Source organism: Streptomyces lacaronensis, from assembly GCF_047337785.1.
Taxonomy (GTDB): Bacteria; Actinomycetota; Actinomycetes; order Streptomycetales; family Streptomycetaceae; genus Streptomyces; species Streptomyces lycopersici.
The window spans coordinates 10,784,257-10,799,969 of record NZ_JBLHDK010000003.1; the positions used below are offsets into that span (position 1 = coordinate 10,784,257).

The 15,713-nt window shown below is 71.7% G+C and carries 16 protein-coding genes; 3 read left to right on the forward strand and 13 right to left on the reverse strand.

From position 1 onward, the window contains the following. Position 1: 1 nt before the first annotated feature. The 8 genes from ACMTAK_RS46735 to ACMTAK_RS46770 all read right to left on the reverse strand — a co-directional run bounded on the left by ACMTAK_RS46735 (position 2) and on the right by ACMTAK_RS46770 (position 7,306). Complete coding sequence (locus ACMTAK_RS46735; protein ID WP_413811784.1) at positions 2-1,345, reverse strand: ABC transporter substrate-binding protein; 1,344 nt, start codon at positions 1,343-1,345, stop codon at positions 2-4. Between the two features lie 218 nt (positions 1,346-1,563). After that, complete coding sequence (locus ACMTAK_RS46740; RefSeq protein ID WP_413811785.1) at positions 1,564-2,562, reverse strand: LacI family DNA-binding transcriptional regulator; 999 nt, start codon at positions 2,560-2,562, stop codon at positions 1,564-1,566. A gap of 63 nt (positions 2,563-2,625) precedes the next feature. Next, positions 2,626-3,072 (reverse strand): hypothetical protein, encoded by a 447-nt coding sequence (locus tag ACMTAK_RS46745; protein ID WP_413811786.1) that lies wholly within the window; start codon positions 3,070-3,072, stop codon positions 2,626-2,628. 77 nt (positions 3,073-3,149) lie between these two features. Further along, the gene (locus tag ACMTAK_RS46750) at positions 3,150-3,557 is read right to left on the reverse strand and encodes a hypothetical protein (RefSeq protein WP_413811787.1); all 408 of its coding nucleotides are present in this window, start codon (positions 3,555-3,557) and stop codon (positions 3,150-3,152) included. 158 nt (positions 3,558-3,715) lie between these two features. After that, positions 3,716-4,225: a pyridoxamine 5'-phosphate oxidase family protein gene (locus ACMTAK_RS46755; protein WP_413811788.1), complete on the reverse strand. Its 510-nt coding sequence runs from the start codon at positions 4,223-4,225 to the stop codon at positions 3,716-3,718. A 41-nt stretch (positions 4,226-4,266) separates the two neighbouring features. Then, positions 4,267-5,751, reverse strand: coding sequence for an MFS transporter (locus tag ACMTAK_RS46760; RefSeq protein ID WP_413811789.1), 1,485 nt, complete (start codon positions 5,749-5,751; stop codon positions 4,267-4,269). A gap of 118 nt (positions 5,752-5,869) precedes the next feature. Continuing rightward, a complete protein-coding gene (locus ACMTAK_RS46765) occupies positions 5,870-6,358 on the reverse strand; it encodes a MarR family winged helix-turn-helix transcriptional regulator (RefSeq protein WP_413811790.1) in 489 nt (162 codons plus the stop codon). Positions 6,359-6,451: 93 nt separating this feature from the next. Then, positions 6,452-7,306 carry a LysR family transcriptional regulator gene (locus ACMTAK_RS46770; protein ID WP_413811791.1) on the reverse strand — a complete coding sequence of 285 codons (855 nt, stop codon included), beginning with the start codon at positions 7,304-7,306 and terminating at the stop codon, positions 6,452-6,454. A gap of 68 nt (positions 7,307-7,374) precedes the next feature. On the opposite strand from ACMTAK_RS46770, the gene ACMTAK_RS46775 reads away from it, so the two are divergent. After that, positions 7,375-8,358, forward strand: coding sequence for an EamA family transporter (locus ACMTAK_RS46775; protein ID WP_413811792.1), 984 nt, complete (start codon positions 7,375-7,377; stop codon positions 8,356-8,358). Positions 8,359-8,510: 152 nt separating this feature from the next. Here the strand turns inward: ACMTAK_RS46775 and ACMTAK_RS46780 are convergent, their stop codons facing one another. The 4 genes from ACMTAK_RS46780 to ACMTAK_RS46795 all read right to left on the reverse strand — a co-directional run bounded on the left by ACMTAK_RS46780 (position 8,511) and on the right by ACMTAK_RS46795 (position 12,726). Next, the gene (locus ACMTAK_RS46780) at positions 8,511-9,281 is read right to left on the reverse strand and encodes a nucleotidyltransferase domain-containing protein (protein WP_413811793.1); all 771 of its coding nucleotides are present in this window, start codon (positions 9,279-9,281) and stop codon (positions 8,511-8,513) included. A 318-nt stretch (positions 9,282-9,599) separates the two neighbouring features. Further along, positions 9,600-11,093 (reverse strand): MFS transporter, encoded by a 1,494-nt coding sequence (locus ACMTAK_RS46785; protein ID WP_413811794.1) that lies wholly within the window; start codon positions 11,091-11,093, stop codon positions 9,600-9,602. Then, a complete protein-coding gene (locus tag ACMTAK_RS46790) occupies positions 11,090-11,731 on the reverse strand; it encodes a TetR/AcrR family transcriptional regulator (RefSeq protein ID WP_413099226.1) in 642 nt (213 codons plus the stop codon). The genes ACMTAK_RS46785 and ACMTAK_RS46790 overlap by 4 nt, the downstream gene beginning before the upstream one ends. 95 nt (positions 11,732-11,826) lie before the next feature. Beyond that, positions 11,827-12,726 carry a LysR family transcriptional regulator gene (locus ACMTAK_RS46795; protein ID WP_413811795.1) on the reverse strand — a complete coding sequence of 300 codons (900 nt, stop codon included), beginning with the start codon at positions 12,724-12,726 and terminating at the stop codon, positions 11,827-11,829. 324 nt (positions 12,727-13,050) lie between these two features. Between ACMTAK_RS46795 and ACMTAK_RS46800 the strand changes: the two genes are divergently transcribed. Both ACMTAK_RS46800 and ACMTAK_RS46805 read left to right on the forward strand, forming a co-directional pair. After that, entirely contained in the window at positions 13,051-13,392 is a 342-nt protein-coding gene (locus ACMTAK_RS46800; protein ID WP_413811796.1) for a hypothetical protein, read from the forward strand. Then, positions 13,389-14,900, forward strand: a complete 1,512-nt coding sequence (locus tag ACMTAK_RS46805) for an FAD-dependent oxidoreductase (RefSeq protein WP_413811797.1) — start codon at positions 13,389-13,391, stop codon at positions 14,898-14,900. The genes ACMTAK_RS46800 and ACMTAK_RS46805 overlap by 4 nt, the downstream gene beginning before the upstream one ends. A 49-nt stretch (positions 14,901-14,949) precedes the next feature. Here ACMTAK_RS46805 and ACMTAK_RS46810 read toward each other — a convergent pair whose 3' ends face one another. Further along, positions 14,950-15,405, reverse strand: a complete 456-nt coding sequence (locus ACMTAK_RS46810) for a DUF6010 family protein (RefSeq protein WP_413813205.1) — start codon at positions 15,403-15,405, stop codon at positions 14,950-14,952. Between the last annotated feature and the right edge of the window lie 308 nt (positions 15,406-15,713).

Sequence of the window (15,713 nt, forward strand, 5' to 3'; positions counted from 1 at the left end):
GTCAGCCCCGGGCCAGAATGTTGTCGATCTTTCCGGAGGCTTCCTTCAGAAGCTGGTCGACATCGGCGTCCTTCTTGGTGAGGACGGCGGAGACGGCCCCGTCGAGCACGGAGTAGATCTGCTGGGCGTGCGGCGGCTCGATCTTCATCCGCAGCTTCTGGTTGCCGTCGAGAAAGGTCTGGTAGTTGCCCACGGGGACATTGGCGTTGGCCTTCTTGATCCGCTGGTCCCTGGCGTCGGCGGCGCCGGTGAACAGCCGCGGCTCGGGCAGGCCCACCGGGGCGTCTCGCTTCTTGGCGCGGACGTAGTCGCCGAGGAAGCCCGTGCCCGGGGTGAGGAACATGTGGTCGAGCCACTTGAGGCCGGCCCGGATCTGGGCGGGTGTGTCCTTCTTCTGGAACATATAGCCGTCGCCGCCGATGAGCGTGCCCTGGCCACCGGGCATGGGGGCGATGGCGAGGTCCTTGTAGTCGCCGCCCTTCTCCTTCACCAGGATCGGGAGGTTGTCGGGCGCGGCCAGGTACATGCCGAGCTTGCCGGAGCCCATCAGCTGCTGGGCGTCGTTGATGACCAGGAGCTGCTTGCTGCCCATCGAGTCGTCCACCCAGCGCATGTCGTGCAGGTTCCGCAGGACGGCCCGCGCCTCGGGGGTGTCGATGGTGGCCTTCTTACCGTCCGCGCTGACGACGTCGCCGCCCTGTGAGTACAGCTCGGCCGTGAAGTGCCAGCCGCCCTGGTTCTGTGCGCTGTAGTCCGCGTAGCCGATCGTGCCACCGCCCAGCTTGGCGATCCTCTTGGCGTCGGCGCGGACCTCCTCCCAGGTCATCGGCGGTTTGTCGGGGTCGAGTCCGGCCTTCTCGAAGAGCTTGCGGTTGTAGATCAGACCCATCGAGTAGCCGGTGCGGGGGATGCCGTAGATCTTGCCGTCGACCGTGTAGATGTCGCGCAGCTGCTTCTGGAGGGTCGGGTAGCTCTTCAACTCCTTGACGTACGGAGTGAGATCGGCCGCCTGGTTGACGTCGACGACATGTCCGGCGTCGGTGAAGTACGTGTAGAAGACGTTCTCCATCTGGCCCCCGGCCAGCTTGGCGTCGAACGTCTTCGGGTCCTGGCAGGGGAACGCGTCGTGCGCGACGACGTCGATGTCCGGGTTCTGCTTCTCGAAGGAGGCGATGTCCTCCTCGAAGAACCTGCGGTCGACCTTGGCGCTCTTGGGCGGCATGCAGTTGACCGTGATACGGGTCTTTCCGCCCGCCGATCCGTCGCCCGACCCGCCGCAGGCGGTGAGGGCGAGGGAGAACGTGCTGAGCGCGATGAGAGTACGACGGAACCCGGTGCTTCTCATGGGTGGACCCCTCTGTACAGGAGCAGGGAAGCACCACGGCCGCGAGCGGGGCGCACACAACCGTGAGTGCGCCGCACACTCAAGCACCGACGACATCGGCCCGCAAGATGTCGCGTAGATTCTGTAATTATTCAACTGCACTGCGAATCCAGTGGATTGAGCCGGTCGATCGCCTGCCGACCACCCCTTTGATCACCCTTCGACGGTCCTCCGCTTTCTCACTCCCGTGGCGCCTGGGCGGTGGAGCCGCGCACCACCAGCTCCGGTTCGAACAGCAGCTCCTCGGCGGGCACGGCCACCCCGCCGATCCGCGCGTTCAGCACCTCCACCGCCGCCCTGCCCATGGCCTCGATGGGCTGGCGGACGGTGGTCAGCGGAGGCTCGGTGCAGTTCATGAACGCGGAGTCGTCGTAGCCGACCACGGACACCTGCGACGGCACGCCGAACCCCTTGCGGCGCGCCGCTCGTATCGCGCCCAGGGCCAGCGGGTCGCTGGCGCAGATGATGCCCGTGACGCCCTGGTCGATCAGCCGGGAGGCCGCGGCGTGGCCGCCCTCGATCGAGAAGATCGCCCGGGCCACGAACTCATCCGGAAGGTGACCGGCGATCGCCCGCGCGGCGGCCAGCTTGCGCGCCGACGGCATGTGGTCACCGGGCCCGAGCACCAGCCCGATCCGCTCGTGGCCGAGGGAGGCCAGGTGCCGCCACGCCTGCTCCACGGCCACGGCGTCGTCGCAGGAGACGGCCGGGAAGCCGAGGTGCTCGATGGCCGCGTTGACCAGCACCACGGGGATGTTGCGCTCGGCGAGCTGCCGGTAGTGGTCATGCGGCGCGTCGGCTTGCGCGTACAGCCCGCCCGCGAACACCACCCCGGAGACCTGCTGTTGTAGCAGCAGGGCCACGTAATCGGCCTCCGAGACCCCGCCCTTGGTCTGGGTGCACAGCACCGGAGTCAGTCCCAGCTGGGCCAGCGCCCCGCCGATGACCTCGGCGAACGCCGGGAAGATGGGGTTCTGCAACTCGGGCAGCACCAGCCCCACCAGCCGGGCCCGGTCGCCCCGCAGCTGCGTGGGCCGCTCATAGCCGAGGACGTCCAGCGCGGACAGCACCGCCTGCCGGGTGGCTTCGGAGACCCCGGGCTTGCCGTTGAGGACCCGGCTGACCGTGGCCTCGCTGACACCGACCTTCTTCGCCACTTCAGCAAGTCGTCGCGTCATGCGCGCAAGCGTAGCGCAAGAATTGCAAGCCGCTTGCGTAAGGGGGGCGTAGAGGGTGCGATATCAGGAGCCGAGCCGGCCGCCGGTCAGCCGCGCCAGCGGGCGGCGACGACGAGCCGTGCGCCTGCGCAGGACGACCGCGGTGGTGGCGGCCGCCGCGGCGGCACCGGCGACGGCTGCCAGGACCTTTCGTGCCTTGACCACCATCCAGGCCGAACCCGCCGCCGCGGCGGCCTTCTTGGGCGCCTCAGCGGCCACGGCACGACCGGTGGTCACGGCCTTCCCGGCGGCCACTTGAGCCTTGTCGGCGGCGACATGAGCCTTGTCAGCGGCGACATGAGCGGTGTGCGCCGCGGTCGTCGCCGCGCCGGACGCGGCGGTCTTCGCGGTGGTCTCAGCCTTGCCCGCGGTGTGCTTGGCCTTTTCCGCCGTGCCCTTGGCCTTGGTGGCGGTGGCCTTCGCGTTCAGGCTGGTGCTCTGGGTAGGGTGTGCGTTGTTCTTCTCGGTCATGTTCACCGCGTTACCACTCGACCCGACAGCAAACCCGCGCTCTGCTCGGGGTGGCGAGGACCCCGATGGCCCTCGGATCATTCGGTGTCCGTCCCGCCCAAGCCGCGCCGCTGCTGGAACAGCACAAACCCTCCGGCCAGGGCGAACAGACAGACGCCGATGATGATGCCCACGGCGGGCCACGCGGATCCGCCGTCGGAGGTCGCGGCCTTCGACGGCTCCTCGCCGTCCGAACTCGGCGCCTCGCGCTCCGGTTTCGGGGAGGGCGAGGCCGGGGGCGAGGCGTCCGGCGCCACCCCGGACGCCTCGCCCTCGGCCTCCGACTCGAACGTCAGCGTGACGTTCTTCGCCAGGGCGCGGGAGTCGGAGGCGCTCACCTCGGTGTGGGCCAGGGCGGGGGCCGCCGTGGCGAGGACGAGTGCCGAGGTGGCGACGGCCAGGGCGCCGATCCGCCGCGGGCGGCACGGCAGACGATGTGCTTTCACGGTATCTCTCCTCATCCAAGGGGCGGACACCCAAGCCCTCCTCACCGGTCACCCGGCGCGCTCACCAGGTGCGTTCCACATTCCCCGTACGTACGGCCCGGGCGCGATGTTCATCGTCGCCCAGGCCCGAGGCCCGCTTGCCACGCGTCGCCCGGCGGTCAGGTGGTGGGCATGTCGAGGGCCGTTCCGTACATACGGGACACCCGGATCCTGATCACGACCCGCCGGTCGGCCACCAACTGCTCCAGGAAGGCCGTCTCGTCGTGTGGATCGGCGAAACCGGGCGTCATGGACAGCAGTTCCCGCCCGACCGCGTCCCCGGGGACGGCCGTCACTTCCGACACCTCCGCTTCGCCCTCGGCGACAGCGAACGACCATCCGTCCGGGGCGCCCACATGCACGGCGGCACGAGGGTCGCGGCGCAGCTGACGCACCTTGAGCCGGTCGGCGGTCGAGGAGATGCGCAGCACGCGCTCCTCGGGGCTCCACTGGTGGATCACGGTCGAAAGATGGGGGTGGCCGCTGCGCTTGACGGTGGCGAGCACACTGAACCGATGGTCCCGCAGTGTCCGCGACAGCTCCTCCTCGGTGAGCACCCGGGGCGCGGGCCCGGCACCGGGCTTCGTCTCGGCGCCGTTCGCCGGGCTCTTGTTCTCGGTCGTCGTCATGAGAGTGAACCTTTCGCTGGTGGTGGTGGCGGAGGAGGGGATCAGGCGGTGGTGACCGGTGTGGCGGGTGGATTGGCGTTCCGCGGCATGGCGGGGGGCTTCCGCGCAGGTTCTCGCAGTACGGTGAACGCCACCGCGAAGGCCGCCACGATGAGCCCCGTTCCGATGGCGAAGGCCAGGTGGTAGCCGCCGGTCAGCGCCTCGGCCCGACCCTCGCCCCGGGCGAGCAGAGCGTCCGTGCGGGAGGCGGCCAGGGTGGACAGCACCGCGACGCCCAGTGCCATGCCGATCTGCTGGGTGGTGTTGAACAGCCCGGAGACAAGCCCGGCGTCGTCCTCCTTGGCGCCGGACATTCCAAGGCTGGTCAGCGCCGGGAGCGCCAGCCCGAAACCGGCGGCGAGCAGCATCACCGGGAGGAGGTCGGGGACGTACCGGGCGTGCACGGGGACGCGGACGAGCAGACCGAGAACACTGGTCAGGAGGGCCAGCCCGGTCAGCAGCACCGCGCGGTCGCCGAAGCGGGCGCTGAGCCGCGCGGAGACGCCGAGGGACACCGCGCCGATGGCGATGGCGGCCGGGAGCATGGCCAGACCGGTTCTGGTGGCGTCGTACCCCAGCACATTGCGCAGATAGAGGGCGACGAGGATCTGGAACGAGAAGAGCGCGGCCACCATCAGGAGCTGGACCAGATTGGCCCCCGCCACCCCGCGCGACCGCAGGATCCGCGGGGGCGTCAGCGGGGTGCGGGCGGTGGCCTGGCGGACCAGGAACAGGGCGATCAGGAGGATCGAGACGGCGCCGAGGACGAGTGTGTGCGCCGCCGTCCAGCCGTAGTCCGCCACTTTGACCACGGTGTAGATGCCCAGCATCAGCCCGGCCGTGACGAGCAGGGCGCCGAGGACATCGGCGCCGGCCGCGAGGCCCGGCCCGCGGTCGGCGGGCAGGACGGGTAGGGCGACCGCGAGCGTCAGCAGCCCGATCGGCAGATTGATCAGGAAGATCCAGTGCCAGCTGAGCGCGTCGGTGAGGAGGCCGCCGAGCACCTGGCCGATCGAGGCTCCGGCGGCGCCGGTGAAGCTGAACACGGCGATCGCCTTTGACCGTTCGGCGGGTTCGCTGAACAGCGTGACGAGGATGCCCAGGCTGACCGCCGAGGCCATCGCGCTGCCGACCCCCTGGAGGAAACGTGCGGCGATCAGCGTCGCGGGGGCGGTGGCCACGGCCGCGAGCAGTGAGGCCGCGGTGAACACCGCGGTGCCGGCCAGGAATACGCGCTTGCGGCCGATGAGATCGCCGATGCGGCCGCCGAGCAGCAGCAGGCCGCCGAACGCGATCAGGTAGGCGTTGACGACCCAGCTGAGCCCGGCGGGGGAGAACCGCAGATCGCTCTGGATGGCGGGCATGGCCACGGTCACGATGCTGCCGTCGAGGGTCACCATCAGCATGCCGGTGGCGATGACCCCGAGGGCCAGTTGGCGTGAAGGGGGAACGTGGGGAGACGCCGGGTCGGAAGAGATGGCGGACATGCGGGCACTCCTGTCAGTAGGCGCGACAGGAGTGACCGTAGCAGATGGTTTTGTTGCAGACTATTTGTTTCGGCCCTGCTTGAGCGGCCGCGTGACGGGCCGTGCGGATGTCTCCGTTCTACTTCTCGCGCTGCCGCGCCCTCCGGGCCGGGCGGGGGCTCTCCGCGGGCGTGGCCAGATGCCCCTCGGACAGCCTGGTCAACGCCCTTACCAGAGCGGCGCGTTGGGTCTCGGGGAGTGCTGTCAGCGCCTCGCGGTGGACGCGGTCCACGATCTCCTGGCTCCGCTTCGCGATCCGCGCACCCTCCTCGGTGACCGCGATGATCCGCGCCCGGCGATCGTGGGTGGAGGCACGCCGCTCCGCGAGGCCCGCCCTCTCCAGGGCGTCCACCGTCACCACCATCGTGGTCTTGTCCATATCGCCGAGCTCGGCGAGCTGCGCCTGAGTGCGCTCCTGCTCCAGGGCGTGGACCAGCACACAGTGCATCCGCGACGTCAGCCCGATCTCGGCGAGCGCGGCCGACATCTGGGTGCGGAGGACGTGGCTGGTGTGGTCGAGGAGGAACGACAGGTCGGGTTCGGTCCTGGTGGGCGCCATGGCGGTCATGCGGCCCAGGGTAACAATTCGATCCGTACTGGATTATCCGGAACAGTCCATCTGGAGAGCCGGATGGCCAGGGGCCCGGAGGACCGGGGCGGGTCAGCCGTTGCGGTAGAGAGTGGTGAGCAGCTCGACCGCGGTCTGGGTGGCGGGGTGCGGGTCGTCCCGCCACCAGGCGAGGCGTACCGCGATCGGCTCGGCGTCGCGGACCGGCCGGTAGGCGATTCCGGGCCTCGGATACTGGTTGGCGGTGGACTCCGCCGTCATGCCGACGCAGCGGCCCGCGGAGATCACGGTGAGCCAGTCCTCCACGTCGTGGGTCTCCTCCGTGGCCGGCCGGGAGTCGGGCGGCCACAGCTCCGCGGTGGTGGTGCCGGTCCTGCGGTCGACCAGCAGGGTGCGCCCGCTGAGGTCGGCCAGCCGGACCGAGCGGCGCCTGGCGAGCGGGTCGTCGGCGGCCACGGCGCACAGCCGCCGCTCCAGCCCGACGATGGCGGAGTCGAAGCGGCGCTCGTCGAGCGGTCTGCGCACCACGGCCAGGTCACAGGCGCCCTCCGTCAGGCCCGCGGTGGCGGAATTGACGCGGACGAGGTGCAGCTCCGTCTCGGGATACGCCTGGGCCCAGCGGCGCTGGAAGGCGGGGGTGTGGCGGCCGAGCGCGGACCAGGCGTAGCCGATCCGCAGATGGGCGTGGCCCGATACGGCCTCCCGGATCAGCCCGTCCACCTCGGCCAGCACCCGCCGGGCGTGTGCCACCACGCGCAGTCCGGTGCCCGTCGGGGTCACCTCGCGGGAAGTGCGCCGCAACAGCCGTGCGCCCAGGGCGCGTTCGAGCGCGGCCACGGCCCGGGACACGGCGGCCTGGGAGACGCCGAGCGCGATGGCGGCGTCGGTGAAGGTGCCCTCGTCGACGATCGTGACGAGGCAGCGCAGTTGCCGCAGCTCCATATCCATACGTCCAGCGTATAGATGGAGCGCCGAACGCATTTTGCGCATGCATGGGCCGGGCGCACGATCGACGCATGCGACTCGCCCCCGCGTCACGCACCCCGGCCCCACGAGCGACGGAGATCGCGCACCGGACCGCTCCGACCCCTGCCGACTCCGACCCGGGGCCAGGCCTGGATCCGAGCCTGGAGCGGGGCCCCGCCCCCGACCTTGATCAGCGGCCGACCGGACGGCGGTTCGCCGGGGTGGCCACGATGATCGGCAGTGGGCTGTCCAACCAGACCGGCGCCGCGATCGGATCCCAGGCCTTCCCCGTCATGGGCCCGGTCGGGGTCGTCGCCGTCCGTCAGTACGTGGCCGCGATCGTCCTGCTGGCCGTCGGCAGGCCCCGGCTGCGGAGCTTCACCTGGTGGCAGTGGCGGCCGGTGGTGGGGCTCGCCGTGGTGTTCGGCACCATGAATCTGTCCCTGTACAGCGCCATCGACCGCATCGGCCTCGGCCTGGCGGTGACCCTGGAGTTCCTCGGCCCGCTGTGCATCGCGCTCGCCGGCTCACGGCGCCGCGTGGACGCCTGCTGTGCGCTCGTCGCGGCGGCCGCCGTGGTGACCCTCATGCGCCCGCGCCCCTCGGCCGACTATCCGGGCATGGGGCTTGGGTTGCTGGCCGCCGTGTGCTGGGCGTCGTACATCCTGCTCAACCGCACCGTGGGGCGGCGGGTCCCCGGCGCCCAGGGGTCTGCGGCGGCCGCGGGGATCTCCGCGCTGATGTTCCTGCCGGTCGGGATCGCTGTCGCCGTCCACCAGCCGCCGACCGTGAGCGCCGCGGCGTACGCCATCATCGCGGGCGCCCTCTCCTCGGCCGTGCCGTACCTCGCGGACCTGTTCACCTTGCGCCGTGTGCCCGCCCAGGCGTTCGGGCTCTTCATGAGCGTCAACCCCGTCCTGGCCGCACTGGTCGGCTGGGTCGGCCTGGGGCAGGACCTGGGGTGGACGGAGTGGATCAGTGTGGGCGCCATCGTCGCGGCCAACGCGCTGAGCATCCTCACCCGGCGCGGGTGACCAGCGGGGGGTGGCCCGGCGCCTCGGATGGCCTGGACCCGGGGGCGGAGGCGCGCTCCGCCCCCAGGTCGCCGCTCAGGTCGCCCCGGGGCGCCGCTCAGGTCGCCGCTGCGGTCGCCCCAGGGCGCCGCTGCGGTCGCCCAGTTCGCCGCTCAGGCCGTGGCCTCGAACAGCGCCTCCGCGGCGGCGATCGCCTCGGCCAGGGCGGTGGGCTCCGGCCGCAGCCCCGCCACGATCGTGTCGATGGCACGCAGATCGGCCCGCTGGAGGAGCCGCTTCTCGTTGGTCACCCACTCACCGCGCGCCGCCAGCACCGCGTGCGCCGTCTGGAGGGCGGCGGTCGCCACCGCCCCCGCGACCTCGGTGGCCTGGCCACGTGCCACGTACGCGGCCGAGGCGTACCGCAGGGTCAAGGCCGCGCGCCCGTGCCACACCGGGGGCGCCGCCTCACGCAGCGCCCCCGGGTAGTCGGGCCGGGGCAGAGTGCCCCGCAGCACCTGGTTGAGGGCCAGTTCGGCCACCACCAGATAGCTGGGGATGCCCGCGAGGTGGAACATCAGCGGCTCCCAGTGGAAGCGGCCCTGCCGCGACTCGGCGAGTTCGTGTTCCACCACATCGAGGTCGCGGTAATGGATGTCCACGCGCCGTCCGTCGATCGTCAGCCAGGCGCCCCCGTTGAAGACACCGCCGCCCCACTCGCCGAGCTCGGAGACCTCGCCCTCCCAGCCGACGGCCCGCAGCGTGGCCGGGTCGAAGCCGCCCCGGTAGTACAGGGCCAGGTCCCAGTCGCTCTCCGGGGTGTGGGTGCCCTCCGCACGCGAGCCCCCGAGGGTGACGGCGCGCACGGCGGGCAGGGCGGCGAGTCGCTCGGCGACATCGTCGAGGAACATGTCGTCGGTCATGAGGAACGTGTCGTCGGTCATACGGATCCGATCGTGTGAAGTGGATGACGGGTGCCGCGGGCACACCGAACACACGCCGGAGCACGGGCTCTGACGGCGGTGTTCATACGGATCGGTGTGCCGGGTCATCACTCCATGCCGCCGACCTTACCGCCCCCGCCAGGGAACCCATGGCGGTGGAACACCGATGGACGTCGGGGCGGCACGGGCTCGGCCGGCACCCGGGCGATCCACAGGAAGCTGATGGTCCGGTCGCCTGCTGGACGGTCATCGGGAGCCCCGGACCTCTGTCCTCGTCGCTGTCATAGGACGAGCATCCGATACGTGAAGCGCTTGAGGTCAAGCGCGCCGATCGGCCTTCGCGGGGACGGCGGACGCGGGAGTGGGCGCGCCGGGGCGCTTCCCGGCCGTGGCGATGGGGATGTCCCGCATGAGGAGCAGCGCCCCGAGGGCGAGGAGCCCGGCCGCGCCGCCGCTCCAGGCGACGGTGGAGCCGATGGCCGTGGCGGTGGGCGCGGCCGCGCCGGAGTGGCCGATCAGGGACTGGGCGCCGGCCAGGCCGACCGCGCCACCGAGCTGCTTGGTGAGCGCGGAGCCCGCTGTAGCGGTGCCCATGTCGGCACGCGGAACGGCGTTCTGGGTGGCGATGGTGAGCCCGCCCATGGCCGGTCCGGCGCCGAGTCCGACGAGCAGCAGCAGGACGGACGTCAGCGCGAGGGGCGTCGTGGCCCGCAGGGCGACGAAGGCGGCGGTACCGGCGGTGAGCAGCCCCGCGCCGATCAGGAGGATCGGTTTGACGTGCCCGCTGTGCAGCACGGTGGCGGCGGTGAGCCGGTTGCCCAGGGTCATGCCGATGAGCAGGGGGAGCAGCAGCAGACCGGAGGCGGTGGCCGAGTGGCCGCGGATGTGCTGGAAGTACAGCGGCAGGAAGATCCCCACCGGCAGCGCGGCGACCTGGAAGAAGAAGCCGGCGGTCAGCAGGGCGGTGTAGGTGCGGTGCCGGAACAGCCGCAGGGGCAGGACGGGGACGGCGGCCCGCCGCTCGACCGGTATGAGCGTGGCGAGCAGCGCCAGACCGCCGAGCAGACAGCCCAGCACGGCCGGGTCCGTCCAGGAGGGCGCGTGTCCGGCGGTCGCGTTCCCCTTGAGGCTGAGGCCGGTCAGCGCGAGGGAGAGCCCGGCAGCGAGCAGGAGGATCCCCGCCACGTCGAGCCGGCCGGACGGCGGGGTGGCGGGACGGCGGTCGGGCAGGGCCAGGGCGATGACGGCGCCCGCGGCCAGCCCGAGCGGGAGGTTGAGCCAGAACGCCCAGCGCCAGCCGATGTGGTCGGCGATCAACCCGCCGAGGAGCGGGCCGCCCACCATGCCCAGGATCATCATGGCGGCCATCGCCGTCTGCATCCGGATCAGCCCTTGGGGGCGGGACGGCGGATGGAGGTCGCGGACCAGTGCCATGCCGAGGGTCAGCAGGGATCCCGCGCCCAGGCCCTGGAGCGCGCGGGAGAGGATCAGGGCGGGCATCGAGGCGGACAGGGCGCAGGCGATGGAGCCGGCCAGGAAGACGGCGAGCCCGCCGATCAGCAGCCGGCGGCGGCCGTGGAGGTCGGAGAACCGGCCGTAGACCGGCACGCTGACCGATGAGGTCAGCAGATAGGCGGTGACGAGCCAGACGTACCAGGTGTCCCCTCCGCCGATCTGCTCGACGATGCGGGGCAGCGCGGTGCCGACCACGGTGCCGTCCAGCATGGCCAGGAAGGCACAGCCCAGCAGGGCGAGGGTGACCAGGGTCCGGCGGCGTGGCGGGAGCGCTTCGTACGCGTCGGGTCCGGTCACCGGGCCTCCCCGGGCGCCGCGAGCGCGCCGTGCAGGAACAGGTCCACGACTTCCTCGGTGGTCAGCGGGTCGGGGGCGCCGAGGCGCCCGGCCGACATCAGCGTCAGCTGGAAGGCGTCGGCGAGCCGTTCCGGGGCGAGCCGCAGGCGGTCCCGGTCGGGTTCGAACAGCGCGGCCAGCGCCGCGCGCGGCCGGACCAGGCTCGCCTCGCGGTCCGGGAGGCGGCCGTCCTTGCCGGGCTTGGGCGCCATGCGCTCAAGCCGCCCGGCCGCCGCGAGCGCTCCGGCGACCGCGCCGATGCGGCCCATGTGCCCACGCACCACATCGGCCGCCTCGGCGAGCCGGTCCGCCAGCGGCTGGTCCAGGGCGATCGACTCCAGATGGGCCACGGTGTCATCGGGCCGTACGGCCTCGGCCATACAGGCCGCGAGCAGGGCGTCCTTGTCCTCGAAGACCCGGAAGATCGTGCCTTCGCCGATGCCCGCGGCCCGGGCGATCTTCGCGGTCGTCACGGAGGCGCCGTATTCGACGACGAGGGGGAGCGCCGCGGCGACGATCATCGCGCGGCGCTGATCGGGATCCATGGCCGGTGCGCGGCGGCGGGGCGGGGTGGAGGGGTTCTCTGCCTTCTCTGTCATGTGGGACACGGTACGGAGTGAGTACTCACTCCGTCAATGCGCGGCATGCGGCCACAACGGGAGCGACGGTGAGACCTTCGGCTGCGACGCCGCGGTCAGCGCGCGGCGAGCAGGGTCCGGCGCAGGGCGCGGCCCGCTTCGGACGCGGGATGGTTGCGCGAGGCGGTGAGGCCGAGACCGTGGAGCGGCGGCGGATCGGCGAGATCGACCTGGGTGAGGCCGGGCTGCGAGGCGATGGTCTCCTCGGCCACGAAGGCGAGCCCGAGACGCCGCCGGACCATGGTCAGGGCGGTGGTGGTGTCCACGACCTCCAGTGCCACGGTGCGCTGGACCCCCGCGGTGCCGAAGAGGCTGTCGACGATGGTGCGGTCGCCCCACCCCGTGGGGAAGTCGATGAAGCGGCGGTCGGCGAGGTCGGCGTAGGTCACGCCGTGGGTCTCGGCGAGGGGGTCGTCGGCGCGGCAGGCCAGCCCGAGGCGTATCCGCGCCACATCATCGATGATCAGATCCGGGCCGAGGACGGCGGGGCCGTGCGGGGGTACGGGCAGCAGCATGAGGTCGAACCTGCCCTCGCGCAGGGCGGTGGCGTGCCCGGCCAGCGGACCGGTCGAGTGGCGCAGCCGCACCACGACATCGGGATGCTCGGCCTGAAACGCGCTCAGCGCCCCGATCAGGTCGAACGAGCCGGTGGACAGGACCGTCCCGAGCGTGACCGTACCGCTGAGCCCCCCGGTGAGACGGCCCATGTCATCGCGCGCCCGCTGCGCCTCCGCGAGCAGGACCCGGGCCCGCGCCAGCAGTGTGCGCCCCGCGGCGGTCAGTTCCAGGGTGCGGTGCGAGCGGTCGAAGAGCGCGGTCCGGAACTCCTGCTCGAGCCGGGCCACGGCGGCGGAGGCCGCCGACTGGACGACGTGTTCCCGCTGGGCGCCGCGGGTGAAGCTGCGCTCCTCGGCCACCGCGACGAAGTACGCCAGCTGCCGGAGCTCCACTGCCATCTCCACTCGCGATGCCGCACAGCACACATCATCGTTGGACACGATACCTATGGGCCCGCCACCGTGGAGGGGAAGCGGAACGCCCCGGCCGGACGGCCCGGTTCGGCGCCGCAGCCCCAACTTCCCCCTGCGCCGACGCACTTCACCACGGAAGGCATCCATCGCCATGAGCGTCTCAGCCATCCAGATCGGGCTCCACCCCGATGCCATCGACTACGAGGCGCCGGAGTTCGCCGCCTTCGAGGGTCTGACTCGGGAGAGGTTGCGCGCCGCCAACGACGACAACCTCGCCCTGCTGCGCGACGCCGGATACGAGGCGGACGGATGTCAGATCGACTTCGGGGAGACCGCTCTCGACACCCTCCGCGCCACGCTCGGCCGCAAGCGCTACGACGCGGTTCTCATCGGCGCCGGGGTGCGGCTCACCGCGGCAACACGCTGCTCTTCGAATCCATCGTCAACCTCGTCCACACCGCGCTGCCCCAGGCGCGGTTCATCTTCAACCACTCCGCCGCGGCCACCCCCGACGACATCCGTCGCCACTACCCCGACCCGGCTTCCGCCGTGCCCCTCGACATCCCCCGCGACCTCGAGGAGACCGCGGTGAAGAACCCCGGGAACGCCGCCCGCCCCGAAGCCGCCCACGGCCCGAGGGAGACGCGGTGACGGCCCCGGCCCGGCCCGACGAGGAGGCGAACCCGGACCTCCACCCCACGGATGTGCTCGTCGTCGGCGGTGGGCCGACCGGAATGACCCTGGCCGGGGATCTGGCGCGGGCCGGACGCGCGGTCACCGTGCTGGAACGCCGGCCGGCGATCCATCCGTCCAGCCGTGCCTTCGTCACCATGCCCCGCACCCTGGAAGTCCTCGACAGCCGCGGTCTGGCCGACGGTCTCCTGGCCGAGGCGAACACCACCGAAGCCGTCCACCTGTTCGCGGGCGCCACGCTCGACCTGACACATCTGCCCTCCCGCCACCGATACGGGATGATCAGGCCGCAGACCAACGTGGACCAGGCGCTCGAACGCTACGCCCGCGACCAGGGCGCCCAGGTGCTGCGCGGCATCGAGGTCACCGGCCTCGTACAGGACGCCGACGCGGTCACCGTCACCGCCCGCCCCAACGGCGGCGGACCCGCCTCCACGTGGCGAGCCCAATACGTCGTGGGGGCGGACGGGGCACACAGCACCGTCCGCGACCTCCTCGGCGCCGACTTCCCCGGCAAGACGGTCCTGACCTCCGTGGTGCTGGCCGATGTCCGCCTCACCGACGGCCCGGCGGGAAACGGGCTCACCCTGGGCAACACCCCCGAGGTCTTCGGCTTCCTCGTGCCGTACGGGAAGGCGCGCCCCGGCTGGTACCGGTCGATGACCTGGGACCGCCGCCACCAACTGCCCGACAGCGCAGCCGTGGAGGAGGCGGAGGTCACCCGGGTACTGGCCGAGGCCATGGGGCGCGACGTCGGGGTCCGTGAGATCGGCTGGCACTCCCGGTTCCACTGCGAGGAACGCCAGGTCCGCTCCTACCGGCACGGCCGGGTCTTCCTCGCCGGGGACGCCGCCCACGTGCACTCCCCGATGGGCGGCCAGGGCATGAACACCGGTATCCAGGACGCGGCCAACCTCGCCTGGAAACTCGACCTCGCCCTCGGCGGCGCCGACCCGGCCATCCTGGACACCTACCACCGGGAGCGCCACCCCGTCGGCCGCCGTGTCCTGTTCCAGAGCGGTGCCATGATGCGAGCCGTCACCCTCGGGCCGCGCCCGGCGCGGTGGCTGCGCGACCATCTGGCCCCGGCCCTGCTGGGCGTCGGCCGGGTGCGCGACACCATCGCCGGAAGCTTCACCGGCGTCACCCTGCGCTATCCGCGCGGACGGCGCCGAAACGCGCTGGTGGGCACCCGCGCTACCGAAGTCCCCCTCGCTGAAGGCCGGTTGACCGAACAGCAGCGGTCCGGTGGCTTTCTGCTGATCCGCGAGAGGGGCGGGTCACGTGTCGACACCACGGTGGCCCAGGCCGAGCGCACCGACTCCGGCCCCGCCCTGCTGGTCCGCCCCGACGGCTATATCGCCTGGGCGGGACCCGGTGTCCGTGGGGACGGCCCCGACGGCTGGCACACCATATGGCGGGCCTGGACCGGCCCGGCCGCCGAACCGGTCCGCGCCGGGGGCTGAACAGGAGATGGAGGGATGGCGCCGGGCGGGTGGCCCGGCGCCGATGCCCTCATCCGTTCCCCGCCGCCCGCCCGGCGGACAGGGCGTCGGGCAGGGCAGGGGCGGCCGGTTCCTCGGGCTGTCCCTTGCGGAAGAACCGGAGCAGCGACGGGCCGCCCCGGAAGCACCACAGCGCGATGACCGGATCGCAGATCGCACAGCCCAGCGACGAGCCATGGGCGAAGGGGACGATGGGGTTGCCCTTGATGTGGTGCACGATGTCCCACGCGGTGTGCAGCAGCCAGCCGACGCCGATGAAGGTCCACGACTCCAGGCCACGGTAGGCCACATAGGTGGCGACCACGGTGAAGGCGAACTCCCAGCCGTCCAGGCCGCCGCCGCTGAGGTAGGCGGCGCCCGCTCCGCCCACCATGATCGCGTTGAAGCGCCGGCGGTGGGGTTCGCGGATCAGGGACATCAGGAGCGCGTAGAGGACACCGATGAAGACGGGAGCGATGTATTGGATCATGCGGAAGAACTTCCTGGGGTGACGGAACGCTGGCCGCCCGGCGCGGCGACGGTTCATCACGCTAGATCCGCCCCCGGCCGCCCCACAGGGCCATTCCTGACACGTTCCAACGGATAATCGCCGGGGCCGGATCACCGCCGGGTCCGATTCATCGTGGTGGCCACGGCCTCCGCCCGGCCCGCTCAGGCCCCGATCACATCAGCCGCCACAGATGGTCACTGCCACAGATGGTCATCGGTTCCGTTGTCGTCGTACTGCACCACCTGGGCGCTGTTGGCCGTGGAGGACGAGGTCGAGGAGGAACG

Coding starts and splice junctions, on each gene's coding strand:
- ACMTAK_RS46735 (WP_413811784.1), bottom strand. CDS start 1,345: ATGAGAAGCACCGGGTTCCGTCGTACTCTCATCGCGCTCAGCACGTTC.
- ACMTAK_RS46740 (WP_413811785.1), bottom strand. CDS start 2,562: ATGACGCGACGACTTGCTGAAGTGGCGAAGAAGGTCGGTGTCAGCGAG.
- ACMTAK_RS46745 (WP_413811786.1), bottom strand. CDS start 3,072: ATGACCGAGAAGAACAACGCACACCCTACCCAGAGCACCAGCCTGAAC.
- ACMTAK_RS46755 (WP_413811788.1), bottom strand. CDS start 4,225: ATGACGACGACCGAGAACAAGAGCCCGGCGAACGGCGCCGAGACGAAG.
- ACMTAK_RS46760 (WP_413811789.1), bottom strand. CDS start 5,751: ATGTCCGCCATCTCTTCCGACCCGGCGTCTCCCCACGTTCCCCCTTCA.
- ACMTAK_RS46765 (WP_413811790.1), bottom strand. CDS start 6,358: ATGACCGCCATGGCGCCCACCAGGACCGAACCCGACCTGTCGTTCCTC.
- ACMTAK_RS46770 (WP_413811791.1), bottom strand. CDS start 7,306: ATGGATATGGAGCTGCGGCAACTGCGCTGCCTCGTCACGATCGTCGAC.
- ACMTAK_RS46775 (WP_413811792.1), top strand. CDS start 7,375: ATGCGACTCGCCCCCGCGTCACGCACCCCGGCCCCACGAGCGACGGAG.
- ACMTAK_RS46780 (WP_413811793.1), bottom strand. CDS start 9,281: ATGACCGACGACACGTTCCTCATGACCGACGACATGTTCCTCGACGAT.
- ACMTAK_RS46790 (WP_413099226.1), bottom strand. CDS start 11,731: ATGACAGAGAAGGCAGAGAACCCCTCCACCCCGCCCCGCCGCCGCGCA.
- ACMTAK_RS46795 (WP_413811795.1), bottom strand. CDS start 12,726: ATGGCAGTGGAGCTCCGGCAGCTGGCGTACTTCGTCGCGGTGGCCGAG.
- ACMTAK_RS46800 (WP_413811796.1), top strand. CDS start 13,051: ATGTCAGATCGACTTCGGGGAGACCGCTCTCGACACCCTCCGCGCCAC.